Origin of the sequence: Bacillus sp. 491mf (genome assembly GCF_900112415.1) — a bacterium.
Taxonomy (GTDB): domain Bacteria; phylum Bacillota; class Bacilli; order Bacillales; family Bacillaceae_G; genus Bacillus_A.
On record NZ_FOLV01000010.1, the window covers coordinates 83,070 to 107,918 of the forward strand.

The window sequence follows — 24,849 nt, forward strand, 5'->3', positions numbered from 1 at the left end:
AGTGGTCTATGAAGTAGGATTTCTATTTCTCCCAATTTTTTATTGTATAACTTACCGTGATCAGAAAAAGACATCGCATAACGATGCTTTCCGTTTGGTTTGAATCCAAATTGCGGAAACGTCATACTATTGTAGTCTTTATACTTTTTCTGTTTTGGATACTTTGCATCTTTACGAAAGAAATGATCAAAGGCTTTTTTCAGACGTGCAAAAACTTCTTGTAAAGGCTGAGAAGGCATTTCTTTTAGAAAAGGATACGTCTTCTTATCCAATGTAAGTTGTCTTTGCATATCATAACGATCGTAATTTTCCTTGTTTTGCTTATATTTCCGTTCTTTGTCTAACAAGGCAGAATTATAGGTTTGACGACAATATTGCAACCAACGGTCTAACACTTCTTTTTGTGCTTCTGTTGGGAAGATTAGAAGAGAGTGAACAGTTAGATAAATGTGCTATAAGAGAAACTAAAGAAGAAACGGGCTATATAATTGCTATTGAACGTAAAATAGGAGAATATCACCAACCTCAATACGATGATATGCAACATATATTTTTAGGCAAATTACTAGGAGGAGAACCAATAAATAATGGACCTGAAACTGCAAAAATTGGGTGGTTTAATCCTAGTAGATTACCTTTGTTAATGGTTCCAAATAGAAAAAAACAGATCAATAATTTTATGAAACACAAAAATTCACTAATAAAAGAGACATTAAAAACACCATTTATGGTAAGGTTATTGAAAAAAATTATGTGAGATGGTTATTGAATTAACAAGTGCTTTTCTTGAGTAAAGATCAGTTCTTAATTTCTTGTATCTATCAAAAAAGATAATTTTCACTTCCAACTTCGAATTTTACGTCAACTAGCACCTCCTGAGGGGGGACTAGTTGTTTTTTTACAGTAGCAAAGATGAGATTTCATTGTTAGAAACCGTCTTAGCCTATATTATCAAGACCTAAATCCAAAAAAACACTTAAAATATCAAGCTCCTAACATATTATATATGACTAATATGTTAGGAGCTTTTATTTTTGGTAATGATTTTTGAAACTGAACTTGAATAGTATTTTTCTTTATTTAGGTAGAAATAAGTAAAGTCCCATAAACGGTCGTTTTTGGAACAGTAACTTCATAAAACTCACATCAACTTTAGGGCACCATATCAGAAGTGGAGAATTAACGAATTTTAAGAGTTACTTATATCGGATTCCATTGGACATTTCTTCTAAATCGCTCCAATTCAATATACGAATAGAATTTTTATTTCTTTCAATGATTCTCTTTTCGGATAACGAATGAATAACTCGATTTAGATGTCGATATGTCGTGCCAAGTAAATCCGCAATCTCTTTTATATTTGAAGCCTTTAGCTCTATTCCAAAGATGTTATCTGGTTCGGGTGCTATTGTGGACATAAGATAGCTTGCAAACTTGTTTTCCACAGATGCTAATAAATTTACGCGAGAAGCTGTTGTACAAGTTTGAAGCTTATAGCTTACATGTTCTAAAAGTGTGTGTAAAAACTTCGGATTATTCATTTCATGTTGTTTTATATAATCAAAATGCAGTCCAATTAATAAACAGTTATTAACTGCTTTAACTTGTGATTGAACGGGAACATTTCGAATTAATTCAATATCACCAATAATGGAAAAAGGTTGGATAAATCGTAGTAAAAGTGATTTTCCAGTTTCAACACTTGATGTTACTTTCATTTTCCCTTCCACTAAAAATAATAATGATTCTAGTTCAGTTCCTTCAAGTAAAACAATTTCATCTTGTCCATATTGTTGTAGTGTAAATGGGAGTTGTTTTTCTCGGGCAAACATTTCTTCAATATGATATTCTTGTAATTTTGTTTCGAGTAGCTTCAAGTTATGAACAAATTTCATATAATTCTCCTTTTGGGACATATGTCCTTTTTATTATAAAATAAACTGATATGATAAGAACAATAAAAAATTTTAGGAGTGGCATAGAATGAAGTTTGTATTTGATTTAGATGGGACAATTTGTTTTAAAGGTCAGCCTATTTCTGAAAGACTACTAGTATCATTAGAAAGTCTAGTAGATCAAGGACACGAAGTCATTTTTGCTTCAGCTAGGCCAATACGTGATTTACTCCCCGTCTTACATGAGCGTTTTCATCAATACCCAATGATTGGGGGAAATGGATCAATGATTGCAAATAAAGGAAAAATAATATCAACGATTAGTTTTGATGAAGAAACGCTTGCAAATATTGTTCAGTTACTTAGAACTTATAATGCTTCTTATTTAATAGATGGTGAGTGGGATTATGCCTATACAGGGCCGGCTACACATCCAATTTTGAATAATCTTGATCCAGAAGGACGTGCGAAAAACGTTAAATTGGATAAATTACAGGCAATCATAAAAATTTTAGTGCTTACTTCAAACAATATGGAAGCAATTGAAGAACGGCTTAGCAATATGAATGTTGTGGTTCACTCTCATGGAAATGAAGGAATTTTAGACATAAGTCCAAATGGAATAGATAAGTGGAGTGGATTGCAACAATTGGGTGTGGGAGAAAAAGAATATATAGCATTTGGTAATGATGCGAATGATATTACAATGTTTCAACATGCTATGTATTCAGTTATGATTGGTGAGAGCTTACAACTAGCACCGTTTTCATCTGAACAATTGGTATTAAGTGAGGATACAGAAAACATCCTAGTACAAAGACTTAGTGAATTGGGAGAAATAAATACAATTACTAAGTTGGTAAACCCATAATACATAATCTTTGCTTTTATGAAATAATTAAATCCTAATTTCTCGTTATTGTAGCTTGAAATTAGGATTTTTTATATGTTGTATTTCCTTAGCGTACGAAATTCGCGTTTTGTTGGTGGAACCCCATCACTATCAAGCTAATAAAACAAACCACCCCCTAAAATGAAAAATATGCTATTCTTTCTGTAGAATCATAGGGAAGGATGGCGTTTTTGTATAGCTATTTCTAAGCAAAATGCATATAGATATTTACCAAAATATTTGATAGATTATAGTGAGTTTAAAAAAAGTATGAGCATAGAATCTTTGTCAGTAATTAGCGATATTACTGATAATTGGATATCGAATCCAAAAGAGTTATTTAGACATTATACAGTGTATTATTTCATCAAAAAGTTTGAAGAGTATAGTAAAACATTAGAAAGAAGGGAACAAGTTGCAAAATGAAATCTTTATTAGTATTAAACCAGTATATTGTAAAAAAATAAAAGAAAGAAAAAAGCTAAATGAATTTAGAAATTATAAACCTAAAAATCAAATAAAGCGTTTTTGGATTTATGAATCATCCCCAACATCAGCACTAAAATATATTGCAGACGTTAGTCTACCGATTGAGTATCCTAATAAGGTTGAAGAACTTGCTGATGGTGATGACCGATTTAACAATGGCGAAAATGGAAAATATGCTTTCTACATAGAGCGCTTGTTTCAACTTGAAATTCCGATTGAATTAAAAGAATTGAAGTCTGATTTTTCATTTACGCCACCTCAAGGATTTGCCTATACGTCAACATACCCTAATTTAGTTGATTTTGTTGAAAATAAAATTAGACTGAACAGAGTCTTTTAGTTTAATAACGAATTAATTTTGTTTTCTAAAGTAATAAATTAGTCGTGTTATATTAGTAGGAAATTATAATAGATCTTTAATAATTAATTTTATCTTGATCCTATCTTTGTTAGGAAGTAATTTAGAAAACACCCCCTAAAATGAAAAAATACGCTATTCTTTCTGTAGAATCATAGGAAAGGATGGCGTTTTTGTATGGCTATTTCTGTATCTGATGAATTACAACTATTTGCTCAAGAGATTCAAAGCTTTTTATCTCCAAATATCTTACGAGATCTAGCTAGAGATGTTGGTTTCGTGCAACGAACCAGTAAATACCAAGCAAAAGATTTAGTCGCTTTATGTGTATGGATGAGTCAAAGTATCGCTACGACTTCTTTAACTCAATTATCTAGCTGTTTGGAAGCACCAACAGAAGTGCTCATCAGCCCTGAGGGATTGAATCAACGATTTAATCAAGCAGCTGTTCAATTTTTACAACACCTATTAGCTGAACTACTAAACCAAAAACTGACCTCATCTATGCCGATTTCTTCTCCATATACTTCTGTTTTCAAGCGTATTCGTATTTTAGATTCAACTGCATTTCAACTTCCAGATCCTTTTTCATTCGTTTATCCAGGTGCAGGAGGATGCAGCCATACAGCGGGAGTAAAGATTCAGCTTGAGTATGATTTATTAAGTGGACAGTTCCTTCATATTCATACCGGTCCAGGTAAACAACATGATCGAACCTACGGTTCTTTATGTGTTCCGACAGTGACAGCGAATGATTTATGTATTCGAGACTTAGGTTATTTTCATTTGAAAGATCTACAACATATACACAATAAAAAGGCTTACTATATCTCTCGTATCAAATCGAATACACGTATTTATCAAAAAAATCCCAATCCTGATTATTTTCAAGATGGAAGAATCAAGAAAGGTACAGAGTATATACAAATAGATATGGAGGTCTTAATGAATTCTCTTCAGCCAGGACAAACATGTGAAATATCCGATGCTTATGTAGGAATGACTGATAAAATCCCAACTCGTGTGATTGTTCATCGACTAACACAAGAACAACAACAAAAACGATTACAAGATCAGGCTGTAAGAGAAAAAAAGAAAGGAACGAAGTATTCTGCTCGTAGTAAACGACTTAGCGGTATCAATGTATATATGACAAATACTCCTATAGATATTGTCCCAATGGGACAAGTACATGATTGGTATTCTTTACGTTGGCAAATCGAGATTTTATTTAAAACGTGGAAATCATTCTTTCGTATTCATCATTGTAAAAAGATAAAACGAGAACGATTGGAATGCCATTTGTATGGGCAATTGATTGCCATTCTACTCTGTTCTTCTACCATGTTTCAAATGCGGCAATTACTTCTTATGAAAAAGAAACGAGAACTGAGTGAATATAAGGCCATATATATGATTAAAGATTACTTTCTTCTTTTTTTCCAAGCTATAGAAAAAGACACCCAAGAGCTATCAAAGATTCTAATTCGCCTGTTCAACCTCCTACAGCAAAATGGGCGAAAATCTCATCGGTACGAGAAAAAAACAGTCTTTGATATATTAGGTGTCGTTTATAATTGTACCATGTCGGACAGTCAAGTGGCTTAATTCACAAAAAAATGAAACCTATTAGGGTTTATTTCTTATGCAAATCTTTAAATTTCCTACACGTACCCTTTAGAAAAAAGAAACAACCTCCACTATAATTGACGCTGTGTGAGCTTAGCTTGATAGCGATGGGGTGGGACCCCTATAACAAAATTTAAAAAAGACCCTACAAGAGGGTCTTTCATGAACTAATATTAAGCTTTTTGAACATTAGTAGCTTGTAGGCCACGTTGTCCTTGTTCTACTTCAAACGTTACACTTTGTCCTTCGTCTAAAGATTTGTAACCGTCGATTTGGATAGCTGAGAAATGTACGAATACGTCTTCTCCATCTTCACGCTCGATGAATCCAAAACCTTTGTCTGCATTAAACCATTTTACTTTACCTTGTTCCATAATTGTTGCCTCCTAGTGTGGATACCCACACATATGTTACTACCTTTGCTCAAATACCTTAGACGAAAAACAAAATTTATTCTTAATCTCAAACCGAACAAAAATAGGTCTTTCTTAAATTAACATACTTTCTAAAAAATAGCAAATTTCAAAATAAGTCCTTATGGTAATTAGCCACTAATAGGGGTCACCATATCAAAAAAAGAAAATTGTACGTTAAGGAATTAGTTTGTATATTTGAGGAGATGTGCGAGACAGATGTGAATTTAGGGGAATCCAATATTTCTATTCAAATATGATAGAATGGAAATATATCCAAAACGGAGGGAAAAGAAATGAACTCAAACACGAAACAGTTTATTTATGATATCCAGCAAAGAAAGAACAATTATATAGAAAATGTATTAATAGCAATACAACACCCTAAAAAAGAGCAATCTGAACAGGTCATTCAAAATATAGTAGAGAAGATGGATATGATGATTAGTCTAGTTACTACGTACATGAGGATTGAATCAGGCTCTACGAAAGAATTAAAAGAACTTCAGAAAGAAATTATCCATGCTCAAGCATATATCCAAAAACGAATATTTGAAGAAACACAGAGATAAAACCCTGTGTTTTTATTTGGTCGTCTATGAAACCAATCTGTTATAAATCAAATTAAAGGAAAGAATATATCGTTTTAAATAATTAGTTTTTTTCATCAACTAATTTATATAACGTAAAAAGAAATCCTACCAATATTAAACTTTCCACCATGATAATCCCGACCCTCTCCTTCCTTTTACCCCCAACACATCAGATGAAAGTTATGTATATCCCATATTAGCTGCAGCAAACAAAAAGGATCTTCCCTTCTCGTAAAGGCTGATCCTTTTCTTCGTTCATTCAACTATTTTTAGCTATTCTTGATTAATTAGAATAACAGCTGGTCCCTCTACACGAATTCCACCAACTTCGATTTTTTCATAAGGCTCAACTGTAATAGAAATGATCCCTTCTCGCTTCTTTAATTCATTACTTAATTCTTTTGTTAACATTTTTTTCATGTGTGCACTCCTTCTTACTGCTTAATTTACTATTGGTATGTAAATTAAATTAAAAATGGTTACCTGGTCTGGAAACCATTTTTTGTAGTTGACCATATGGTGTTACCAGTTCGTTTATCAATTTTACGTAAAGAAGATAAACAATTACTATTCACTGTCTGAGTAGATGTAAGGAACTCTTAAAGATAGTGGTGAGATTGATTGTTTTTTCTTCTAGAAATAATGACTTAGATAGTATATTACCTAAAACAATGAAAGCCCTACCTCTCTTTCATCCTTACGGCTCCTTGTCCGTGCCAGTGTGAATCAGGATTGCAAAAATCAAGTGACTATTTAATCGAGTTATTTGATGAAATTTCGAACGTTCAAAAAAGAAATTTAAAAATAAAAATGGATAAGATTGAAGTAATAACAAAAGAGGTTCCTACTCTAAAAGTGAGTTGAAGAAGTTGAATGTCTTTGAAATGATTTACTTTTAATAATCATCATATTCCCGAAAAATTGAGGATATTTTCGGGGGATGTAATACATTATCTATAATGAATCTTAACAGAAACCTTTTATTTGATTTTCAGTGATCCCTTTAATTAATCCTAGTTCACTAATCAAAAATTCATGTGCGTTATCCAACATTTTTTTTTCGCTTGTATTAAGTGCCTTTTCTTTATTTATACGCATTAAATCACGTACAACTTCAGCACCTTCTTGTATTTCACCCGTTTTTATTTTATCCGTGTTCACTTTATACCTTTGTTTCCACGGCAATAATTTATCTGTTTCTCCATGCTGAAAAATGTGTATAATGTGTTTTAATGCAATTATATCAGTAACTGGGCGTATACCCGAACTTGATATTTTACCCATAGGAATCATGACTTGCATATTACTGTTTGACATTTTTATCACATAATACTGTTGTTTTTCCCCTGAGAATTCTTTTTCTTCTATGGCTTCAATTATACCTGCTCCGTGCATTGGATAAACAATGTTATCGCCAATCTGAAACATATAATCCACCTCCATATATGGTAACCTTCTTAACCTTAACACACATATGATTTTTTATCAAATATTTTATAATATCATAAAATTATTTTTATCGTCAACCACTTTTTCTTTAAAATTTAAATTTAATAAAAACAGCAACAAAACAATAGGGAGTGTGTCAGATTTCCAATAAGGGGAAGGTGAATTTCCCCGTGTATATTCTGAAACCTTTACTCTTTAACGTAGATCAGTTTCCCCTAGAAAACGACCCAATCTATCTCGTATTTTTTTCAATCTTGTGTGGTACTCCAAAATCTCAATTCTTGCTTTTTCAGCTAAAGGTGCAATTGGTCGTAAGTCTTTTAACCCCCAATAATTAATCACTACATCAAGTACTTGATCAAAATATTGTAGTGGTCCATAGTTCGCTTCTTTTGCAATTACAGCCATTCTATTTTCAAAATCTGGCATGACAGCACCTGGCATTTTAAAATTCCTAATCACATTGGCAATATGATAGCAATAATTAGGTTCTAATTCCAAATGTGTTCGAATGAGGTCTCGATAAAACGCATAATGAAGAGTTTCATCTTTGGCAAGACGGCGTAATAATGTAGCAAGATCTGGATCATGCTTACTTGCAACCTTAGCTACATTATTATAAAACACCATCGTTGCAAGTTCTTGTAGCGTCGTATACGTCATGGCTTCGATTGGTGTATGAAAATCAGGCTCAAATCCATCCTCAACGACTGACTTTCTTAATTCATGTATACGTTTAGGGTTCACACTTCGAGTGAGTAGTAAATATGTCTCCAATAAATTCGAATGTTGATCCTCTTCTGAGGTCCAAGTATGAATAAAGTCTGTAATAACAGAAAGAGAACCTTTAAAAGTCGCAGATAAATACGTTGTAAACCAGGGTAAATTCACTTCTGTTAATAAAGCTGTTTCAATGGCCGTAATTACACCAGAAGGAAGAGTAACTTGACTTTCATCCCAAGGAATTCTTTTAAAGTCCATTCCCTTATCCCATGGTAAAAACTCATGATACCCCCAGTCTATCTTCTGCGCTCTTATTTTGTGTTGTTCATACAGTTCTTTTAAACGTGGTTCTAATCGGAAATCTAAATCATTTGTTAGCATATAAGTGCCCCCTCTTCTTACCATGGATATTCATCCTATTTTTACCCTTAAAAATTTTCTACAAATGAATATTACTTTCCTTTTTTAAGTCAAACATAACAAATTTGTAACAAAACTCTTTAAGAGCCCTATATTTTTATATGATTTTTTCAAATCAAAAGGGGAACCGTTACATATATTGTCCTTTTATATAAAAGGGGTTCTGAGGCATACGGTATGTTGCTTAGCCTAGATAAAAAACGATCATCAGTAAATAGAGAATAAAATTCATGGATGAAGGTACTCGTCATGTTGTAAATCTTGGTGATTGTAAAAAGGTGCATGCCCATAAAGAATCGTTTTATAATAAAGATTAATAAACATTTAATCTTTCCTGCATTTTCACTACTTTCTAATTTTGTTATTGGTAGCAAAAACTGAAAAGAGTAATGGTATTTTATACACACTAACAACTTATTTAGATGTAAAATCCAAGCTGTTAGATTAAGCGCTTGAAAAATATATACACTTGATGAGATATCCTTAAACGACAATTCCCAACAAAATCACTGTACATTGGCTATGATGGGGTTATTTACACGGTTAGACCGTGCACAAAGGGAAGAGGCGATAAACATGCAGTCAACGGAAGCACATATGAAGGAAAAACATCGTAGAGAAAAAATAGAAATAATATTTAGTCACAGGGTAAAAGGAGAAAGTTACTTTCACGGTTCCTCCTATCAATGGAAAAACATTGTATACCAAAATTATAATAGGATACAACAAAAAGAGTTAGAAATTGAACAACTCATTTTAAAAATGGAGAAATCAGGGATTCGTTTTACGCAGCACCGTTCACTTATAAAATATCCCATCATTGATTTTGTAAAATATATAGCTAAGGTTAATAAGGAAACCCTCGAAATACAATAATTATAATTATATGTTCGAAATAAATAATCATATTCAAAGGAAACCTTTATAAAAAGTTTATTTTTGAAACTTTGTTAACAAAAAGGGTTCTGGTGCAAATACTTAGGAAAGATATAAAGAGGCAAAAAGTTGCCTAGTGGAATCTAGTCTTAAGTAGCAATTCCAAATAGTTGATGGATGAAATTCACTTGATTTTGGACAGACTTGTCCAGTAAAATAAGTTGCCTTTTTTTACCATATGCATAGCTTCTATTCCAAAAATAATGTATGTAGCTGTGCGAAAGGATTTCAATCCTAACATCGAACGAACTCGCTTTTTAATAAACCGATGATCTTGTTCCACTATGTTATTGAGATACTTCACTTGCCTTAGTTGAATGCCTAATGGCATCTTTTTTTCTTTTCTCAATTCTTCAACTGCTATAGGATAAGCTGGATTCTTATCCACTGTCACGACACGAGGCTCAGAAACATGAAAAGACTGCAAAGCTTTCTTGAAGAATCGCTTTGCAGCCTTGTGGTTTCTTGCTTTGCTTAGGTAAAAATCGATGGTACTTCCTTTCGAATCGACAGCACGATACAGGTACATCCATTGACTTTTTACTTTGATATATGTTTCATCGACTCTCCACGAGTCATTAGTTTGCTTGAGATGACGACGGATTCTTTTGTCTAATTCAGGACCATACTGATGAACCCAACGCATAATCGTTGTATGAGCAACGATTATGCCCCGTTCCGCCATCATTTCCACCAAATCACGAAAGCTCAAGTTGTACCGTAGGTACCATCTTACTGTTTGCAAAATAATATCATGATGATAATGTTTCCACTTGAATAAATTTCGATTTTCCATACTGATCACGCACCTTTTTTAGAGTAATAGTATCAGTATGTCCAAGATTTAGAGATTACTTGCAATTATCTTGAAGTTTTTGCACCAGAACCTGTAAAACCAGGTCATAACAATACATTATTCACCAATAAACATTAAGGATTTTTATAAACAGTTTCATAACTTAAAAGTTTTGACTCTGTTTTTAGAATGTTGTATTACCAATAGATAAATAGATGTCATAACTTAGTATCTAAAGTTAGTTCAAAAAAGTCCTAGTACCAGCATTTTGGAAAAAAACCACGCTAAGCAAAAAATACAATGAGCTGCCCATATGGACAGCTCATTTACATAATTATCGTTATTGGAAGTTATTGAAAAAACCTCTTGTTCAGAGAGGGTTACTGTTTTATCCTCTTGATTTGTAAATCTTGTCTGCTCTATTTACGCTAAGGAACGTTAGAACGGTTGCAAATATAACAAGGACTATCCAATAGTCACTTCCTTTTACAGCGAAAACAACTGATAGTATTGCAAGTAATATTGCAATTACGAAACCTGACATTGTTTTTGAATCTCTTAACACTAACCAGTTCATTTTTTCTCCCCCTTTTCCTAATTGTACCATTCAAGAATAACAATTTGTTCGGATTTTCGGATGTATATAGTATTCACGCTCGGTTAACATAACGTCTCATTATCAGCGGTAATCAGATCTCAGGAATCCATTCATACCAATAGTTTGACAGCTTTCTGTTCCCTCCGCTGTATGCAGGATTTCATACATCCCCGTCACGACAGCATTTTGCAGTTCAAACCGTTTTCGTAGCCTGCATGAAATCCTGCATATCCTGGGCGTATAAAATCCCCGTTTTGTCGTCATTACCCCATGGGAATTTAGTTCATTTTTTTCGTTTTGGGGAAGAATGTATTTCTTAAGTTGATGGCGATGAGACGATACCCCATGTTGGTCGAATATAGGTTTTTTAACATTATTATTTTTTTATGGTGTGTTTGGATTTGAGACATTTAATCCAGTGTACGCATTAGTAACAGTGGTATTCTTAAATATCATAATTTATTATGGTATGAAGTTATATTTTTTGTATTTTGAATAGTGTATTGGGGGATTTAAAATGGCAAACAGCAACGTAGAAGTAAAAAGTAGTGTATTGGGGGGGATTTCAAGTGTGTTTGCAGTTGTTTTAGCTGCACTTGTAATTAATTTTTTAACTGGTATAGTTCCACTAGATAAACTTCAAGGATTACCAATAGTAATGCCACTAATATTAGCGCCAATTGGAGCAATTATAGGTTTTGTTGGATATAGCATGAACAAAGATAAATTGTCTTTATGGGGTATTATTTTTAATATTGTAATGTTCTTAGTACCAATTGTTTATAATGTTGTGGCAACTTTAGTTTTTGGACCTTAATAATTATAAAGGAAGAGCATCGGTCAAAATGTATCCGATGCTTTTTTTCTTGTCTGCAACTTGCTTTAATTCGTTAATTGAGCAAAAACAGCCTAATTGCAGTTGTCAAAGTGTCGATTCTCTTCTCAAATCTAATTAAAAGGTAAATAGAAATTACAATAGGAAATCTGAAATTCCCTATTGATGTGCTAAACATTTCAAATGGAGTCATAGCTTAGTAAGTACTCCATTATAATCTTAGAACTCCGTTTCCTTGCGTTTTCTTTGTATAGGTGTACCGCCAGCATTTTGGAAAACCCCACGTTAAGCAAATTTCAGCATAAAATGATGTAAACTTTGTCCCGGTAAGAGTATTTCGATGCAACACAATTTAAATTAGTGCTAAAACGACTCAAAAATCCTTAGCGTGGTTTATTTTATTTTTTCTTCATACTGTTTAGCAAGCTTATAAAAAGAAGAACGTTTGATGCCATACTTTTTCATGGCTCCTACTGCTGTAATCGAACCGGATTTCCATTCCTTGTAAGCATCCGTAAATTCTTCGGTTATTTCAACAGGTGGACGCCCTAAACGTTTACCTTGTTTTCTGGCAAGGGCAATTCCTTCAGCTTGACGTTGTTTAATATCAATTCGTTCTTTTTCTGCAAAGGCTGATAATATTGTAAGAGTTGCTTTTTGAATTGCGCTCTGAATGACATCATTTGTACTTTCTCCAGTGTAATTGACGTTAATATAAGGTTCCTTTATAAATTGTAAATTTACCCTATGCCTTTCATAGTACCTAAATTCTTCTAAAGTATCATTCATATTTCTACCAAGCCTTGTTAGGGAGTCAAACACAATGGTATCTCCTGTACGAACAAGACGCTTTAACATTTGGTAATTCTCTCGCTCCATATTTTTCCCAGATTCTTTATCTATGAAAATATCCCGATCTTCTATCCCTAAATTCTTCATATTCTGAATTTGTCGTTCTTCGTTTTGATCTTTACTTGAAACTCGTACATATCCAAATTTTTTATGTTTCATTTGCTACACCTCATTGGTAATTATACCAATTATGTCTGCAAAGGTATATGGAATAAAAAGATGTCTGTAAAATGAGAAAAGGACATTTATAGACGTGGTTTTTTATAGTATTCTATATATCTGTAAAGGTATACATTTACGAATTGTTTCCGTACTAACTCTATAATTTGTTATACTTATATTGGTAATTTTATACATAAAGAGGAAAGGAGAATGAATGACATTGGGACAAGTACGCGTTGATCCAGATAAATTAGAAGCAGCTGCGGATTCCATATCACGAAATAGAGAAGCCATGGAAAGAGTAATTCGAGAACTTTTACAAGTTACATTCGAATTGCAGATGTCTTGGGAAGGGATAGCGCATCAACGATTTTTCGATGAATTTTTCTCAAAAAAGAGGAGTATGGACGATTTAGTCAAGCATTTACATCATACTGAACTCGAATTAAAGAAATCTGCAAAAACATTCCGTGAAGTTGATGAAAAAGCGTATGGGAATTTCAATCTGCTTAATAATCTATCGGACGCCTTTCTGAGAGGAAGCGGGAGAGCGGCAGGGACTAAGGTTGCTGAATTAACTGAATTCGCAAGTGCGGAAAATGGTGTGACTATTTTCGGAGAATATAATGGGGTTAGGGTTGGAGTTATAAAAACAGACGGGGAGATAGGGACTATTTTTCCGGATGCTACTCAACAACCATAGATAGAGTTTGGAGGATTAATATGAATATAGAAAATAAAATGGAAGCTATATTAGATAAAAGAAAAAAATTAGACTTAAATGATGATTATGGAATACAAAAAAGTTGGGATGAAATAGTAGAAGTACTCTCAGAAAATGAGGAAAATACTATAAGGTATTTAGAAAATTGTAGTAAAGAAAATTTATATTGGATAAGTGAAGTTTTTGAAGATATAACAGAAGTTATACAAAGTAAAGAATTTATTAAGTGTTTAAGAAAATTAGATGCAAAATTTCCAGAGTTAGAAATGACAAAAGATATTGATATAGCAGAAAGTTACATATAAAATCTTTAAAACGCAGTTAAACATAGTGTCTTATTCCTTACAGAGAATGAATTATATGAAGTACTAGGGATCACACGACCAAAAAAAGAAAATTGTACGTTAAGGAATATTTTTACATATTTCTTCTTTATGGGTATGTATGGTGACCCCTCTTAAGTACTTTCAAAAAATGTCCCTATAAAAATTATAAAGGTAAGAATCATTAATAGCCCTACACTAATTAATATAGCCAAAGTACTCCTTAAAGTAGATTTTCGGTTTTTTATGCCTCCTAGCCCCATTACACTAATTAAAAAAGCAAATAAAGTTAAATAAAATGTCATATAAATTGGATTTATTCCAGTCAAATTCAAGAAAACTTTATGTAAAGGTGTAAAAGAGAATATATAGAACATTAGTACACAAAATAACGAAAAAACAAAAGACCAAAAATTCAAAATTGTCGCCATAAGCTTTATTCTCCTTTCAAAATGAATTACACATAACTCCCACGTTTTGTTCGTAAAAAATAGACCCCCTTTCTATCTTTTTGTAATAAATAAAATGACCTCATTTTTATAAGTAGCGCATTTTTTCTTGGTAAATTTACTAATTGATTGGACATAGATTTTTTCTCTCCCCCCATTTCGGGGATTTGGGCAAAAACACCCTATTTCTTCTTTATTCTATTTTTTCGTAATGGACGTAAGTTTTCAAAATCTACTTTTTGATTTAAATTCCAAATATAATCACCAGTAAGTGCAATATGCTCCCAGCCTAATGGAGAGATGTGTTGAATATATTCCTTTGGAATATGAATGCCATTATTCCGCAATGTTTCAATTGCACAAGAGATATAAATAGAACACTTTATCTTTCTATTAAATATTAAAATATGAATATTTAATTCTAATCATTAAAAATTCTACTTTTTCTTGCTTTAATTGTTTCTAAAATATAGAAAAGAACCCCTAAACCAAATATCTTTTCAGTGTTAGAAATATTATTCCCAAATTTAATAATAGGTGCATTTAATCCAAATCTTTCATTCCATTCTAAAGGCATATATCCTCTTTTACAGCTTATTAATGTACGATCATCTATTGCACGAAAAGACGTTTCAAAAAAATCAAATTCAACTTCTACCTCACAAAGTTTAATCTCTTTTTCATTCATTAAAGAACCACGTACCATTCCAAATCCTTGTATAATACTTTCTTTAAACATACCTACACAATTATAATTCGAGTCATAAATAACCCAATCATAATTTTCAACTTCACTATGGAAATACGCAAGAATTTCCCCATTACTTGCTTCCAATCCAATAACTTGCTTGTTTTTTAAAAAAGGTAATTTTGAAGAAATTATATCAGCTGAAATTATATTTGTTCCTGCTATATACGCTCCATCGGGATTATATAAACCGAAATGTTTATTACTTTCGGGTAATTCCAATAAAACATAAGTATCAATATCCCAAAACTTAAAATCATTTTTAACTATATTCTCTTTTAATAAATTCCCTTTTCTTAATTGCCAATATCCAATTCCAAAAACAACAAACGAAACTATAACAATAAATATTATTTCTCCCCAATTAACATCACCCCAACTATTATACAGACAATATAATCCAAAAAGAAAAACACCTATTCCAATCAAACACTTAAAACGCCCCTTTTTTTTATAATACTCAAATAATTCCACGCAAACACCTCTATTAATTAATCTTAATACCCAATTACCCTTTAAATATACCAAGGACAAAATACATAATCTAACATTTCTTTAAAATTATAGTTAGAAGGTAAACATATATAGAATAAGGAAGTGCTTGTACATTGATTTGTACTGCATTCCCTTATTCTATGTATCCTATATTCCTATTCATCTTTTTCTAACAGGGGTACAGCCGTATGCCCATCAACTTAAGAAATTACTTGTTCCTAAAAATGGAAAAACTTAAAAAGTTGTTTGCTATAATTGGTGCGTTTACAATGATAGTTTCCGACTAAAGCGAGTTGACTATCAGGTATTTTTTTCCTAACTTGATGAACATATATAGTGGCCCTATATTATAATTATCTATATGACGAAACTGATATCTAAAAAGGAGTGTCTTTACTATGTACAAACTCAAAACAACAGAAACGAACAATAGTGTAATTGAGTTTATCGAAAGTGTTGAAAGCCTTAAAAAACGAGAAAGTGCCTATCAATTATTAGATATATTTACTGAAACAACAGGATATACAGCAAAGATGTGGGGACCGAGCATTATCGGATTTGGTACATATCATTACAAATATAAATCAGGTCATGAAGGTGATGCCCCGTTAGTTAGCTTTTCCCCTAGAAAAGCCAAAATTAGTTTATATTTTGCCACTGGTGATCCTAAGCGAGAAGAACTATTGAAAAACTTCGGAAAATACACGTCGGGAAAATCATGTGTATACATTAATAAAGTAGAAGACATTGATATTACTGTTCTAAAAGCACTAATCAAACAATCTGTCAGTTTTTTAGAAGAGACGTATCCAAATCAGTAATGAAATGTATTTACAAGGGGGATTATTTTCATGTTTTGGAGAGCACTTTTTATTTGTGCTAGTTTAATATTGAATATTTGTGTGCTTCCTGGTTCTCTATTTATTGGTGGAATGGCAACAGATGCTCCTGGAAGCGGCCTTACCGAATTTTTCATTGGATTCTTTATGATTCAAGGAATCCCTCTTATTATACTTATTATTAGCGTGGTTTGTATGGTGAGATATGAGAGAAATAATCAGAAAACCAATTGAATGTATTGTAAAAAAGACAATAGAAAATGTTGCAGTAAGAACACTAGGTAGGCTCTCTATACCTGGTGTTCTTTTATATTCACTTAAATGAATTATAAAACCACAAAGAAACACCTAAAATTGTGTCTTTTCTTTATAAGCGTATCTCTCCCAAAATACCTTAGCGAATAATATCCACGTTTTATCGACAGTACCACCAGAAAGTTTGATATATTCTAAATATAGAATATCATTAATGAGGGGATAATGATTGAAAAAATATCGTTTAGGACTAATCATGATCTTTACACTAATATTGTTAGGAGGAGCAACACATTGGGAATAGACAAAATAAAGAATATCCTAAGAAAAAAAGCAACTATATTTCAAACAGGCGGAAAGAGACCCGATTTATCTATCAATGAAAGTTGGATTGGAAAGATCACCTATTCATTACCAAATGAAACTTACCCACTCGACCGTTATGAAGACAAAATGTATGCAATCATGATGATGAATTTAACTCAGCTCCCTTTCGTTCCAGAAGCATTAAAAGATAGAAAAGCTATAGCCGTATTTCTTTCTCCAAACTTTACTAAAGATTTATCCAACCTATCAGGAAATTTTTGTATTAGAGAATATGATTCTTTAGAGAAATTAGTACCGAATGAAATGTTACTTACGTTTCAAAATCTAAAGCCTTTTCCGTTAATACCAAAACTAGTAAGCGATGAGTTTCCGCTATGGGATACAGATGATTTTCCGCACACAATCGAAGATAAAATTATAGAACTTGAAGACACGACCGGAATAGAATACTACGATGATATTTTTGAAGAGAATCGTTACAAACACAAATTAGGCGGTTATGCTAGCTTTGCACAATTAGGTATCCGATGGCCCGCGGATTATGAATTTGTGTTTCAAATAACAGAAGATCCAAAAGCACACTTTGGAATTATTCATGGCGGTGGAATTTACTTTGCTAAAAATGTGAAAACAAATGATTGGATCGCACATTGTGATTTCTTGTAGGAGAGGTGATTATTATTGAAGAAATTTTTAATATCTTTCGTATATAGCGTATTAAGTCTATTAATTTCAATGAATATACTTCAACTGTACCATACTCAGGAGACTTTTGGAGAAGCCGGTTATTTTACTATTATTAAGAATGCAATGCAAATGACAGTTGTTGTGTTATATATTGGAGCCCCTATCGTTTTACTTGGGTGTGCTCTTGGGGAGTTATTATTTAGATATATCATTTTACCGAATAAAATACATTTTAGCATTTCTTTCATACTATATATCATTCTAGGCACAGGAATTGTATTTATATTTGAGATTTTACTAGGAGTAAATATAGCGGACGCCTTTACTATTGAGACGCTGCTATATATGGTGCTGACTGCTATTTGTTCTATTACCTTTTTTGTGAGCAGAACTATATATGAACGAAAATGATAAATTTGTTACATAAGGAAGAGGTTATATGAAGAGAATGAAAAATGTAATGTTGTTAGTAGTATGTTTCTTATTTTTGAGTGGTTGTAATTATGAAAATGAAGATCAAGTAAAAAAATATATAAAGAAAAAACATGGCATCGATGTTGTTGTAACAGATTGGGGCGCTATACATGAAGGGAATATGGGACATACATACCATACTGTTCAAGAAAAAAACAACAAAAATATGCAATTTCGAGTAGAGGTAGATGGCATCTTCTATTCAACAATAAAAGGTGATGAATACCAATATGGAAAAAATACATATGAGGAATACAAGAAATTTAAACCAATTTTAAAAGAAATGAAAAAGTTAGGCTACGAGGAATTTGAAAAAGAAAATGTACTTCAGTATATAGTTGATTATAGGGAAGAAAAACCAACTGATGAGTTGTTATTAACTTTAAAAATGAGTAACAAGATGGATTATAGTCAATTTGAATCAGCAGAATTAGATCGTTTATATGCTCTATTCCAACTCATTCAAAAGAGTAATAAAAAGATAACAGAACTTGCAATTAAAGATCATAACGATGAATCTATGGGTCTCCCTTTCAATAATGTACAAAACGTTATAACGAAAGAAGAACTGCTACTAACAATGAAAAATACTTTAGACGGTTATTGGACATATTTGATTCAAACGCAAACAAAAGTAGTAGACAGATTAAAAGAAGTACAAAACGACCGTTTTGTATTTAAAGGTATTACTTGTTCACATCCGAAAGATGGGGAGTGTCCGAAGTATGACGTGAATTTAGTTATTAATAGTACGGAATTTAAAAACGATCCCCCTTTAATTGAGGATCTAACAAAGGTGGCCACGATCCTTAAAGAGGAACTATATAATAAAGAATTTACCATATGTTTAACCAATAAAGATGGAACAAGATATAAAGCCTGGTTATCATCAGAAGAAGTCAAAAAAAGTAATAACATCGAAGAACTTGTGAAAGAACGGTATCCTGAGGAATAAATCATTTGTATAAAGAACGTAAGAGCATGTTTCAAAATATGCTCTTTCTTTTTTTGTGCATATTTTGAAGTTCTCCAAATATATCCTTCATATCTTTAGTTGTCATGATCCAATCATAAAAGACACGTTTTAGTTACTGAATATTTCACACCAACATTTCGCAGAAAACATATACTAAGAAATTGTATGGAAGTGGAGAAAGGATTTTGAATCCGCAAAGAACAAAGACTTATAGTTATTTTAATATCGTATTTTACCTAGTATTCTATTAAAAATTTTTTCTCACCTAAAATTGAAACAGAAAAAATTAACAAACCAAGTCTTCATTACATGTTTCATTCAAATCATTTATAAACTTTTTCTTAGTATACATTTTCCACGACCCGTTAGTGCAACTAGTTACCATCTAGTTAAGAAATCTCCACATAATCAAAAAAATTAGACGCAAATTGATAAAGAGGTATTAAAGAAAGTATTTTCGATTAGAGCTTCAAAACCTTAACTTGATGTGCATGCCATATTGCTGCTTATTCTTTTGCTAGCGACATGCTAAAAACCATATCAGTACGTTCATCATAGTCATTTTAACTTAAAAGTCTTTCAAATCTCTTTCATAAAAGTTACAAAAGTCTTACATATTCATACAAATAATTACGTAAAATCCCAATCTTTTAATTATAATATTCCAGTACCGCTTCCGTTCCATCTCGCTAACCTCGGCACTGCTACGCTTCGCACCATCGATAAAATATAGTATACATTCTCCACCTCTTTAACCTTTACTCCCCTATCAATAGCTTGTTAAAAGTACTTTCCCTCTGCTTTTTTTTGCAGATTCAACCGCAGCAATAGCCTTTTTTACATCTGCTAATTCATATGTGGAATCGACCTTCATCAAACTTAATTTTTTATCATCTATTAAACGAATTAAGTGATAAAAAGTTTCTTGCCATTTTTCTATTGTGACGCTTGCATTCCAATTCCTTAAATGAAACATATTAGCATTTACTTTTGCTTTATTTACAATCTCTGCCCAATTTACTTGTATTCCCGAAAGAAGACCTATCGTTACAAAGTTGCCATTTGGATGTAAACAAAAAGCTAATTCATTTCCGTCTACTCCGCCAATGGAATCAATAGCAGCATCTGCACCTATTCCATTTGTTAATTCCATAACTGTTTCATAAAGTGGCACAGTCGAGGTATCTATTACATAAGAAGCACCAAGATGAAGTAAATCTTCTGTATATTTATTATTTCTTGTAACTGCAATCAATCGAAAACCTAAAATCTGCGATAATTGAGCAAAAAGATGTCCAATAGCAGAACCACAAGCATTCACTAATAAAACATCTGTCGGTTTTAATTGTAGGATTTCTGTGCAAGTCACCCATGCTGTAACTGGGTTTATATACATTTGTGATGCTGTAAAATCAGCAATTGAATCAGGTATAGCAATTGCAAAGTCCGCTGATGTTTTAACAAACTCTTGCCAAGTGCCTTCTCCGCGTAAAGGTAAAACTCGTTTGCCAATGAGGTCTTTGGAAACGAAAGAACCTACCTCTTCGACAATGCCAACACCTTCATAACCAGGTATATCGGGTAAAGAAATCCTATGTGCGTACGATCCTCTTATTGGAATCAGATCAGATGGATTTATAGGTCTTGCTAACATTCGAACTAGAATTTCTTTATTTTTGGGCGTTTCTATACTATTATATTCAACTTTTAAGACATCTTGAGGATTACCAAACTCGTAAAATTTAAGACATTTTCCATACAAAACACTTCTCTCCCCTTCGTATAATCAGATTCCTTAAATCAACTTTCTAGTAAGATATTTGGAGATAAAAACCTTTGAACTTTTTGAACAAATGAATCAAAACTTATTTAGAATTCTTTGATCGAAGAGATAAAGTGTCGCAACTTCGCGTCTTTTTTAAAACTTTATTATCTCTGCACACCATTGTTACATATCCCCTACTTCTACATACAAACGATATGCACATCTAATCTATTAGATTTGACATTTCGTTTATCCTACCAAAATATGCAATATTGCATATTTAAAAGTATTGTTAAAAATGGAAAGACTTACTATAATAGGGATATAAAGACAAAGCGCTTCTTAATACCAACAAAAAAGGAGGAAATAACATGTCAATCGCAATGGCAATCTTAAAATTTTTAGGTGGAATCCTTCCATTCATTCAAGAACTTTTAAAATCATTTATGTAAGTTCATTATTCAGCAATTATTTTTAAAACATTATCATACAAATGATCTGTATAGCAAAGATACATTGTTGTACAGATCATTTGTGTGAGCAAAGTCCCTTATAAAGGGACTTTTTTTATGCTTCTACATACTTTGACTGTTGATAGGTGAAGTTATGTTAACTCAAAAAAGATCATTGAATACAACCAAAATCTTAAATTGATAGAATTATACCCACTTCATGTAAAGAACATACTACAAAACCCTATCAAGTTCTATCGTTTAATCGAACCATTTGTCTCCATCCGTAATCCATTTACTGTTATGTAAATCAAAGCATGGATCATAATCATGAAAACTAAAGTAGGCAGGCATTTTAACGCTTGGGCCACCTGCTTTATTCCAACACGTAGCAAACCATTCCACAATAGCTTCTGTCTCAATTTTAGATAATTCCCCATCATCTTGATCATAAAACTCCCAAAATTCATCTGATTTGTCATCAGGGAATTCGTAATATTCTACATCATCTATCAAATCGTGACTACCTGAAAAAATGCTGCTATCACTTCCTTCATAAAAGACCTCACTTGCTCCTCCATCCATGGAAAACATGACAATGGACATTCCAAATCCTTGAACAAAAGCAGTAAAGTCTAATAAATCTATCCCCTTATAATAATTAAATTGAATTGTCTCTTTTATATTCCGAATCAGATCATCGGAATGTTCTTCAAGACCCTTTTTTAAAGAACTTGTGTAATTTTCTATTGTAAACAAACTACTCACTCCATATTCTAATTGAATTTTCAATATATTTTTTATCTAGTAATACCAAAATTAAGTATTAAAAATAGGCACGATCTCGTCAAACATCCTCAGCAGCAATCCCAAGTGTATAACACATCTGAAAAATCTAACCGAGCTAAGTCATCTCTATTAATAAAAAAGTTTGCAACACCTGAATCTCCCCACATAATTCCTAAATCATCATCTGTATCGATCTGTAAAAGCAGCGTATCATATTTGGTACCCTCTTCTCGTGGGTCATACTGTGTAAAGAACGGATACCCGCCAATTCTATGTCCGATATGATCCATATGATCAATGTATAAGTCCCATAACTCAATCGTTTGATCACCGTCTTGTACCTCTTTTTCTCCCTCAAATCCCACAAGGAACTCGTTGCCGAATCGGTAATCACTAGTTGTAACTTGCTGTAATCCTTCTTCAAATACAAGTTTCGCTTCCAAAGGAGAAATGAACTCCTCATCATGCTCCCCGATATCATAATTAAACTCAGTAACCAATTTACTTTTGTCTTTTATAATATCTTGACGATATATAACTCTAAACCCTTCTTGTGATGTAGGATTATCGAAATCCGCCCCAACTAAATCATCTGTAGTATCTACAAAGAATTGCAAGATGCCCTTTGTCGGCATGTTATCGATATGCGGCACATCTTCAAAATTGATTTGTGCCAGCAAACGCAATGTCTCCCCTTGTTTGTTTTTAGGGAGTTCCTCATCGATTAGCAAATAAGGGTATCCACCAATTTTGCTCTCCCATAACTCTGTAGTCCCTACTTTACCTGTCATTTTTAGTGTTGGTTTTAATGATTTTAAAATATCTTCTTTGTAGTTTTCTAATTGCTCAGGAATATATAACTCTATATCTTTCATTTAGAATCCCCCTGTTTTTATTTAAATGTTAACATAAAAAAAACACTATATACATATATTTCCTACGAGGTAGTTACATGGTTAGCATTGCTTGTGCTTACAAATTAAAATTTTATGTAAAACGTGAAGGTGATTTTTTTCAGGCTACTGTAGATATTATGATTTGGCTAAGCCCCTTTTTTTACAAAAAATATGTAACAATCAAAAACAGAAAGAACTATGATATTCCGATATCGCTTCCGTTCTATCTCGTTAGGTATCATATAACTTAAACAACGCCATTTTAGTTATAGATGGTGTTATTTATGTTTTATTTAGCAATTATTCATTACAAAATGCAAATGATTGTTTACATTCTACAACCAATCTTTTACAATAATGGTAATAGAAAATAAAGGAAGGAAAATCAAAATGCTGGAAAACAGAGTAAGAGAATTACGGGCACGATTTAAATGGACTCAGCAGGACTTAGCCGATGCAATTGGCGTGACAAGACAGACAATCGGGTTAATTGAAAAAGGTGATTATTCCCCATCTGTCACTATGGCATTAAAAATAGCTGCTGCGTTTCAAGTTACCGTAGAAGATGTTTTTTATTTAAAAGGAAAGGAATGATTATGGTGAAACAGGTTTTAAGATCTCCGCTTATAGGGGCGAGTATATTTGTGTTGATTATTGCATTTTTACTATTTTCCCTTATGAGTACACAGGTCGTTTTAGCTAGATTATGTTTTGGGATTTTAGCGACGGTTACTTTTTTATGGTTTATTCTTACAGAGTTTTATAACAGAAAGAATCCTGATGATAAGATTAGATTATTTGGCTTTATACCATCCGAATTTCGTGAAATAGATGAGGGGCAGCAGTGGGTAACCTATAAGGCTTGCCGAAATGTATATATTTACTATAGCATTGCACTTCCAGTAACGGCAGGAATTTGCTTCCTCTTTTCTCAACATAATTTTGTTCCATTACTGTGCATTGGTGTACTAGGTGCAGGTCAATACATTGTCTATTGGTTAACTACTATTCTTATTTTAAATCGTATTTAATCTAAAGAAAAAAGGGGATGAAACAATATGTTGGAGTGGGCTCAAAATGCGGGTGCATTATGGCAATATGTCGTGTTATTTCTATTAGCCTTTGCCCCATGGATGGATGTATCAATTGTTGTACCACTTGGTATCGCATGGGGGTTACACCCATTTGCAGTAGGAGTAACAGCATTTGCAGGAAATCTTATTTTAGTTCTACTACTAGGCTTTTTCTTTAAACAGTTTGCCAGATGGCAAGCTGCAAGAAGGTTAAAAAAAGGTATAACAGCACCTTCGAAAAAAGAAACAAGGTCAAGAAGAATATGGGAACGATATGGTATTCCAGGTTTGGCCTTACTCGCGCCAATTCTTGTAGGGACCGATATTGCGGCCGTATTGGCTTTAACATTCGGGTCTTCCCGGACACACGTCATAAGTTGGATGACGGTCAGTCTAGCAGTATGGACAGTCATTTTTGCAGTTGCTTCGATGTATGGATTTAGCTTTTTAAATATCATTTAGAATAACATCATGATCTTATATAATCTAAAATCGTTCACTACCTAAAAATAATATTGTTGATTTTAAAGACCTTTA

At 32.6% G+C, this 24,849-nt stretch carries 30 protein-coding genes and 3 pseudogenes; 18 read left to right on the top strand and 15 right to left on the bottom strand.

Features of this window, described 5'->3' with window-relative positions; all coding sequences use genetic code 11:
- Window positions 1-395: pseudogene (locus BM211_RS27105) on the bottom strand (RNA-guided endonuclease TnpB family protein); the annotation flags it as partial.
- A 17-nt stretch (window positions 396-412) separates the two neighbouring features.
- Between BM211_RS27105 and BM211_RS12045 the strand changes: the two are divergent.
- On the top strand, window positions 413-757 hold the full coding sequence (locus BM211_RS12045; protein ID WP_371261873.1) for an NUDIX hydrolase: 345 nt from the start codon (window positions 413-415) through the stop codon (window positions 755-757).
- A gap of 439 nt (window positions 758-1,196) precedes the next feature.
- On the opposite strand, the gene BM211_RS12050 is transcribed toward BM211_RS12045, so the two are convergent.
- Window positions 1,197-1,895 (bottom strand): Crp/Fnr family transcriptional regulator, encoded by a 699-nt coding sequence (locus BM211_RS12050; RefSeq protein WP_090814625.1) that lies wholly within the window; start codon window positions 1,893-1,895, stop codon window positions 1,197-1,199.
- Window positions 1,896-1,983: 88 nt separating this feature from the next.
- Between BM211_RS12050 and BM211_RS12055 the strand changes: the two genes are divergently transcribed.
- From BM211_RS12055 to BM211_RS12065, 4 genes are all read left to right on the top strand, one after another.
- Window positions 1,984-2,766 (top strand): HAD-IIB family hydrolase, encoded by a 783-nt coding sequence (locus tag BM211_RS12055; protein WP_090814624.1) that lies wholly within the window; start codon window positions 1,984-1,986, stop codon window positions 2,764-2,766.
- A 291-nt stretch (window positions 2,767-3,057) separates the two neighbouring features.
- Window positions 3,058-3,213, top strand: a complete 156-nt coding sequence (locus BM211_RS26455) for a hypothetical protein (RefSeq protein WP_218160803.1) — start codon at window positions 3,058-3,060, stop codon at window positions 3,211-3,213.
- Window positions 3,203-3,616: a hypothetical protein gene (locus BM211_RS12060; protein ID WP_090997500.1), complete on the top strand. Its 414-nt coding sequence runs from the start codon at window positions 3,203-3,205 to the stop codon at window positions 3,614-3,616. Before BM211_RS26455 ends, BM211_RS12060 begins: the two co-directional genes overlap by 11 nt.
- A gap of 195 nt (window positions 3,617-3,811) precedes the next feature.
- Window positions 3,812-5,242: an IS4 family transposase gene (locus BM211_RS12065; protein WP_090997503.1), complete on the top strand. Its 1,431-nt coding sequence runs from the start codon at window positions 3,812-3,814 to the stop codon at window positions 5,240-5,242.
- A gap of 194 nt (window positions 5,243-5,436) precedes the next feature.
- Here BM211_RS12065 and BM211_RS12070 read toward each other — a convergent pair whose 3' ends face one another.
- Window positions 5,437-5,637: a cold-shock protein gene (locus BM211_RS12070; RefSeq protein WP_090997506.1), complete on the bottom strand. Its 201-nt coding sequence runs from the start codon at window positions 5,635-5,637 to the stop codon at window positions 5,437-5,439.
- Window positions 5,638-5,972: 335 nt separating this feature from the next.
- On the opposite strand from BM211_RS12070, the gene BM211_RS12075 reads away from it, so the two are divergent.
- Window positions 5,973-6,248, top strand: coding sequence for a hypothetical protein (locus BM211_RS12075; RefSeq protein WP_090997509.1), 276 nt, complete (start codon window positions 5,973-5,975; stop codon window positions 6,246-6,248).
- A gap of 294 nt (window positions 6,249-6,542) precedes the next feature.
- Here the strand turns inward: BM211_RS12075 and BM211_RS12080 are convergent, their stop codons facing one another.
- From BM211_RS12080 to BM211_RS12090, 3 genes are all read right to left on the bottom strand, one after another.
- On the bottom strand, window positions 6,543-6,689 hold the full coding sequence (locus BM211_RS12080) for a BC1881 family protein (protein WP_090997512.1): 147 nt from the start codon (window positions 6,687-6,689) through the stop codon (window positions 6,543-6,545).
- A 546-nt stretch (window positions 6,690-7,235) separates the two neighbouring features.
- On the bottom strand, window positions 7,236-7,697 hold the full coding sequence (locus BM211_RS12085; RefSeq protein ID WP_177206927.1) for a CarD family transcriptional regulator: 462 nt from the start codon (window positions 7,695-7,697) through the stop codon (window positions 7,236-7,238).
- A 216-nt stretch (window positions 7,698-7,913) separates the two neighbouring features.
- Window positions 7,914-8,822 carry an acyl-ACP desaturase gene (locus BM211_RS12090; RefSeq protein ID WP_090997518.1) on the bottom strand — a complete coding sequence of 303 codons (909 nt, stop codon included), beginning with the start codon at window positions 8,820-8,822 and terminating at the stop codon, window positions 7,914-7,916.
- A gap of 615 nt (window positions 8,823-9,437) precedes the next feature.
- On the opposite strand from BM211_RS12090, the gene BM211_RS12095 reads away from it, so the two are divergent.
- A complete protein-coding gene (locus tag BM211_RS12095) occupies window positions 9,438-9,737 on the top strand; it encodes a hypothetical protein (protein ID WP_090997521.1) in 300 nt (99 codons plus the stop codon).
- Between the two features lie 149 nt (window positions 9,738-9,886).
- On the opposite strand, the pseudogene BM211_RS12100 reads toward BM211_RS12095, so the two are convergent.
- Both BM211_RS12100 and BM211_RS12105 read right to left on the bottom strand, forming a co-directional pair.
- Window positions 9,887-10,593: pseudogene (locus BM211_RS12100) on the bottom strand (IS6 family transposase).
- A 388-nt stretch (window positions 10,594-10,981) separates the two neighbouring features.
- Complete coding sequence (locus BM211_RS12105) at window positions 10,982-11,170, bottom strand: hypothetical protein (protein WP_090997524.1); 189 nt, start codon at window positions 11,168-11,170, stop codon at window positions 10,982-10,984.
- Window positions 11,171-11,708: 538 nt separating this feature from the next.
- Here BM211_RS12105 and BM211_RS12115 point away from each other — a divergent pair.
- Window positions 11,709-12,008: a hypothetical protein gene (locus BM211_RS12115; protein ID WP_090997530.1), complete on the top strand. Its 300-nt coding sequence runs from the start codon at window positions 11,709-11,711 to the stop codon at window positions 12,006-12,008.
- Window positions 12,009-12,081: 73 nt separating this feature from the next.
- Here BM211_RS12115 and BM211_RS12120 read toward each other — a convergent pair whose 3' ends face one another.
- Together BM211_RS12120 and BM211_RS12125 are read right to left on the bottom strand one after the other, a co-directional pair.
- The gene (locus tag BM211_RS12120; protein WP_141771632.1) at window positions 12,082-12,219 is read right to left on the bottom strand and encodes a YvrJ family protein; all 138 of its coding nucleotides are present in this window, start codon (window positions 12,217-12,219) and stop codon (window positions 12,082-12,084) included.
- A gap of 200 nt (window positions 12,220-12,419) precedes the next feature.
- The gene (locus tag BM211_RS12125; RefSeq protein ID WP_090997533.1) at window positions 12,420-13,037 is read right to left on the bottom strand and encodes a recombinase family protein; all 618 of its coding nucleotides are present in this window, start codon (window positions 13,035-13,037) and stop codon (window positions 12,420-12,422) included.
- Between the two features lie 223 nt (window positions 13,038-13,260).
- Here BM211_RS12125 and BM211_RS12130 point away from each other — a divergent pair, with 223 nt between their 5' ends.
- Both BM211_RS12130 and BM211_RS12135 read left to right on the top strand, forming a co-directional pair.
- Window positions 13,261-13,743 carry a WXG100 family type VII secretion target gene (locus BM211_RS12130; protein WP_090997686.1) on the top strand — a complete coding sequence of 161 codons (483 nt, stop codon included), beginning with the start codon at window positions 13,261-13,263 and terminating at the stop codon, window positions 13,741-13,743.
- A gap of 20 nt (window positions 13,744-13,763) precedes the next feature.
- Window positions 13,764-14,069 (top strand): hypothetical protein, encoded by a 306-nt coding sequence (locus BM211_RS12135; protein ID WP_090997537.1) that lies wholly within the window; start codon window positions 13,764-13,766, stop codon window positions 14,067-14,069.
- 649 nt (window positions 14,070-14,718) lie between these two features.
- Here BM211_RS12135 and BM211_RS12145 read toward each other — a convergent pair.
- Together BM211_RS12145 and BM211_RS12150 are read right to left on the bottom strand one after the other, a co-directional pair.
- Window positions 14,719-14,913, bottom strand: a pseudogene (locus BM211_RS12145) (Tn3 family transposase); the annotation flags it as partial.
- A gap of 44 nt (window positions 14,914-14,957) precedes the next feature.
- Window positions 14,958-15,758 (bottom strand): ABC transporter ATP-binding protein, encoded by an 801-nt coding sequence (locus BM211_RS12150; RefSeq protein ID WP_090997543.1) that lies wholly within the window; start codon window positions 15,756-15,758, stop codon window positions 14,958-14,960.
- Between the two features lie 419 nt (window positions 15,759-16,177).
- On the opposite strand from BM211_RS12150, the gene BM211_RS12155 reads away from it, so the two are divergent.
- The 5 genes from BM211_RS12155 (at window position 16,178) to BM211_RS12175 (ending at window position 19,316) form a co-directional block, all read left to right on the top strand.
- Window positions 16,178-16,600 (top strand): DUF1801 domain-containing protein, encoded by a 423-nt coding sequence (locus BM211_RS12155; RefSeq protein ID WP_090997546.1) that lies wholly within the window; start codon window positions 16,178-16,180, stop codon window positions 16,598-16,600.
- 30 nt (window positions 16,601-16,630) lie between these two features.
- Window positions 16,631-16,852 (top strand): hypothetical protein, encoded by a 222-nt coding sequence (locus BM211_RS12160; protein WP_035432035.1) that lies wholly within the window; start codon window positions 16,631-16,633, stop codon window positions 16,850-16,852.
- A 315-nt stretch (window positions 16,853-17,167) separates the two neighbouring features.
- Window positions 17,168-17,866, top strand: coding sequence for a YwqG family protein (locus BM211_RS12165; RefSeq protein ID WP_090997549.1), 699 nt, complete (start codon window positions 17,168-17,170; stop codon window positions 17,864-17,866).
- Window positions 17,867-17,881: 15 nt separating this feature from the next.
- Entirely contained in the window at window positions 17,882-18,298 is a 417-nt protein-coding gene (locus tag BM211_RS12170) for a hypothetical protein (RefSeq protein WP_035432031.1), read from the top strand.
- A 28-nt stretch (window positions 18,299-18,326) separates the two neighbouring features.
- Entirely contained in the window at window positions 18,327-19,316 is a 990-nt protein-coding gene (locus BM211_RS12175) for a hypothetical protein (protein WP_090997567.1), read from the top strand.
- Window positions 19,317-20,106: 790 nt separating this feature from the next.
- Here the strand turns inward: BM211_RS12175 and BM211_RS12180 are convergent.
- The 3 genes from BM211_RS12180 to BM211_RS12195 form a co-directional block, all read right to left on the bottom strand.
- Complete coding sequence (locus BM211_RS12180) at window positions 20,107-21,099, bottom strand: zinc-dependent alcohol dehydrogenase family protein (RefSeq protein ID WP_090997577.1); 993 nt, start codon at window positions 21,097-21,099, stop codon at window positions 20,107-20,109.
- A 716-nt stretch (window positions 21,100-21,815) separates the two neighbouring features.
- Window positions 21,816-22,313, bottom strand: a complete 498-nt coding sequence (locus BM211_RS12190) for a hypothetical protein (RefSeq protein WP_035432026.1) — start codon at window positions 22,311-22,313, stop codon at window positions 21,816-21,818.
- 98 nt (window positions 22,314-22,411) lie between these two features.
- Window positions 22,412-23,218 carry a YwqG family protein gene (locus BM211_RS12195; protein WP_090997580.1) on the bottom strand — a complete coding sequence of 269 codons (807 nt, stop codon included), beginning with the start codon at window positions 23,216-23,218 and terminating at the stop codon, window positions 22,412-22,414.
- 411 nt (window positions 23,219-23,629) lie between these two features.
- On the opposite strand from BM211_RS12195, the gene BM211_RS12205 reads away from it, so the two are divergent.
- Genes BM211_RS12205 through BM211_RS12215 form a run of 3 tightly spaced genes read left to right on the top strand, consistent with a single transcriptional unit; the run spans window position 23,630 to window position 24,774 of the window.
- A complete protein-coding gene (locus BM211_RS12205; protein ID WP_035432022.1) occupies window positions 23,630-23,833 on the top strand; it encodes a helix-turn-helix transcriptional regulator in 204 nt (67 codons plus the stop codon).
- A 2-nt stretch (window positions 23,834-23,835) separates the two neighbouring features.
- Window positions 23,836-24,270, top strand: coding sequence for a hypothetical protein (locus BM211_RS12210; protein ID WP_090997586.1), 435 nt, complete (start codon window positions 23,836-23,838; stop codon window positions 24,268-24,270).
- Between the two features lie 27 nt (window positions 24,271-24,297).
- Window positions 24,298-24,774 carry a small multi-drug export protein gene (locus BM211_RS12215; RefSeq protein WP_090997589.1) on the top strand — a complete coding sequence of 159 codons (477 nt, stop codon included), beginning with the start codon at window positions 24,298-24,300 and terminating at the stop codon, window positions 24,772-24,774.
- The last annotated feature ends 75 nt before the right edge of the window (window positions 24,775-24,849 follow it).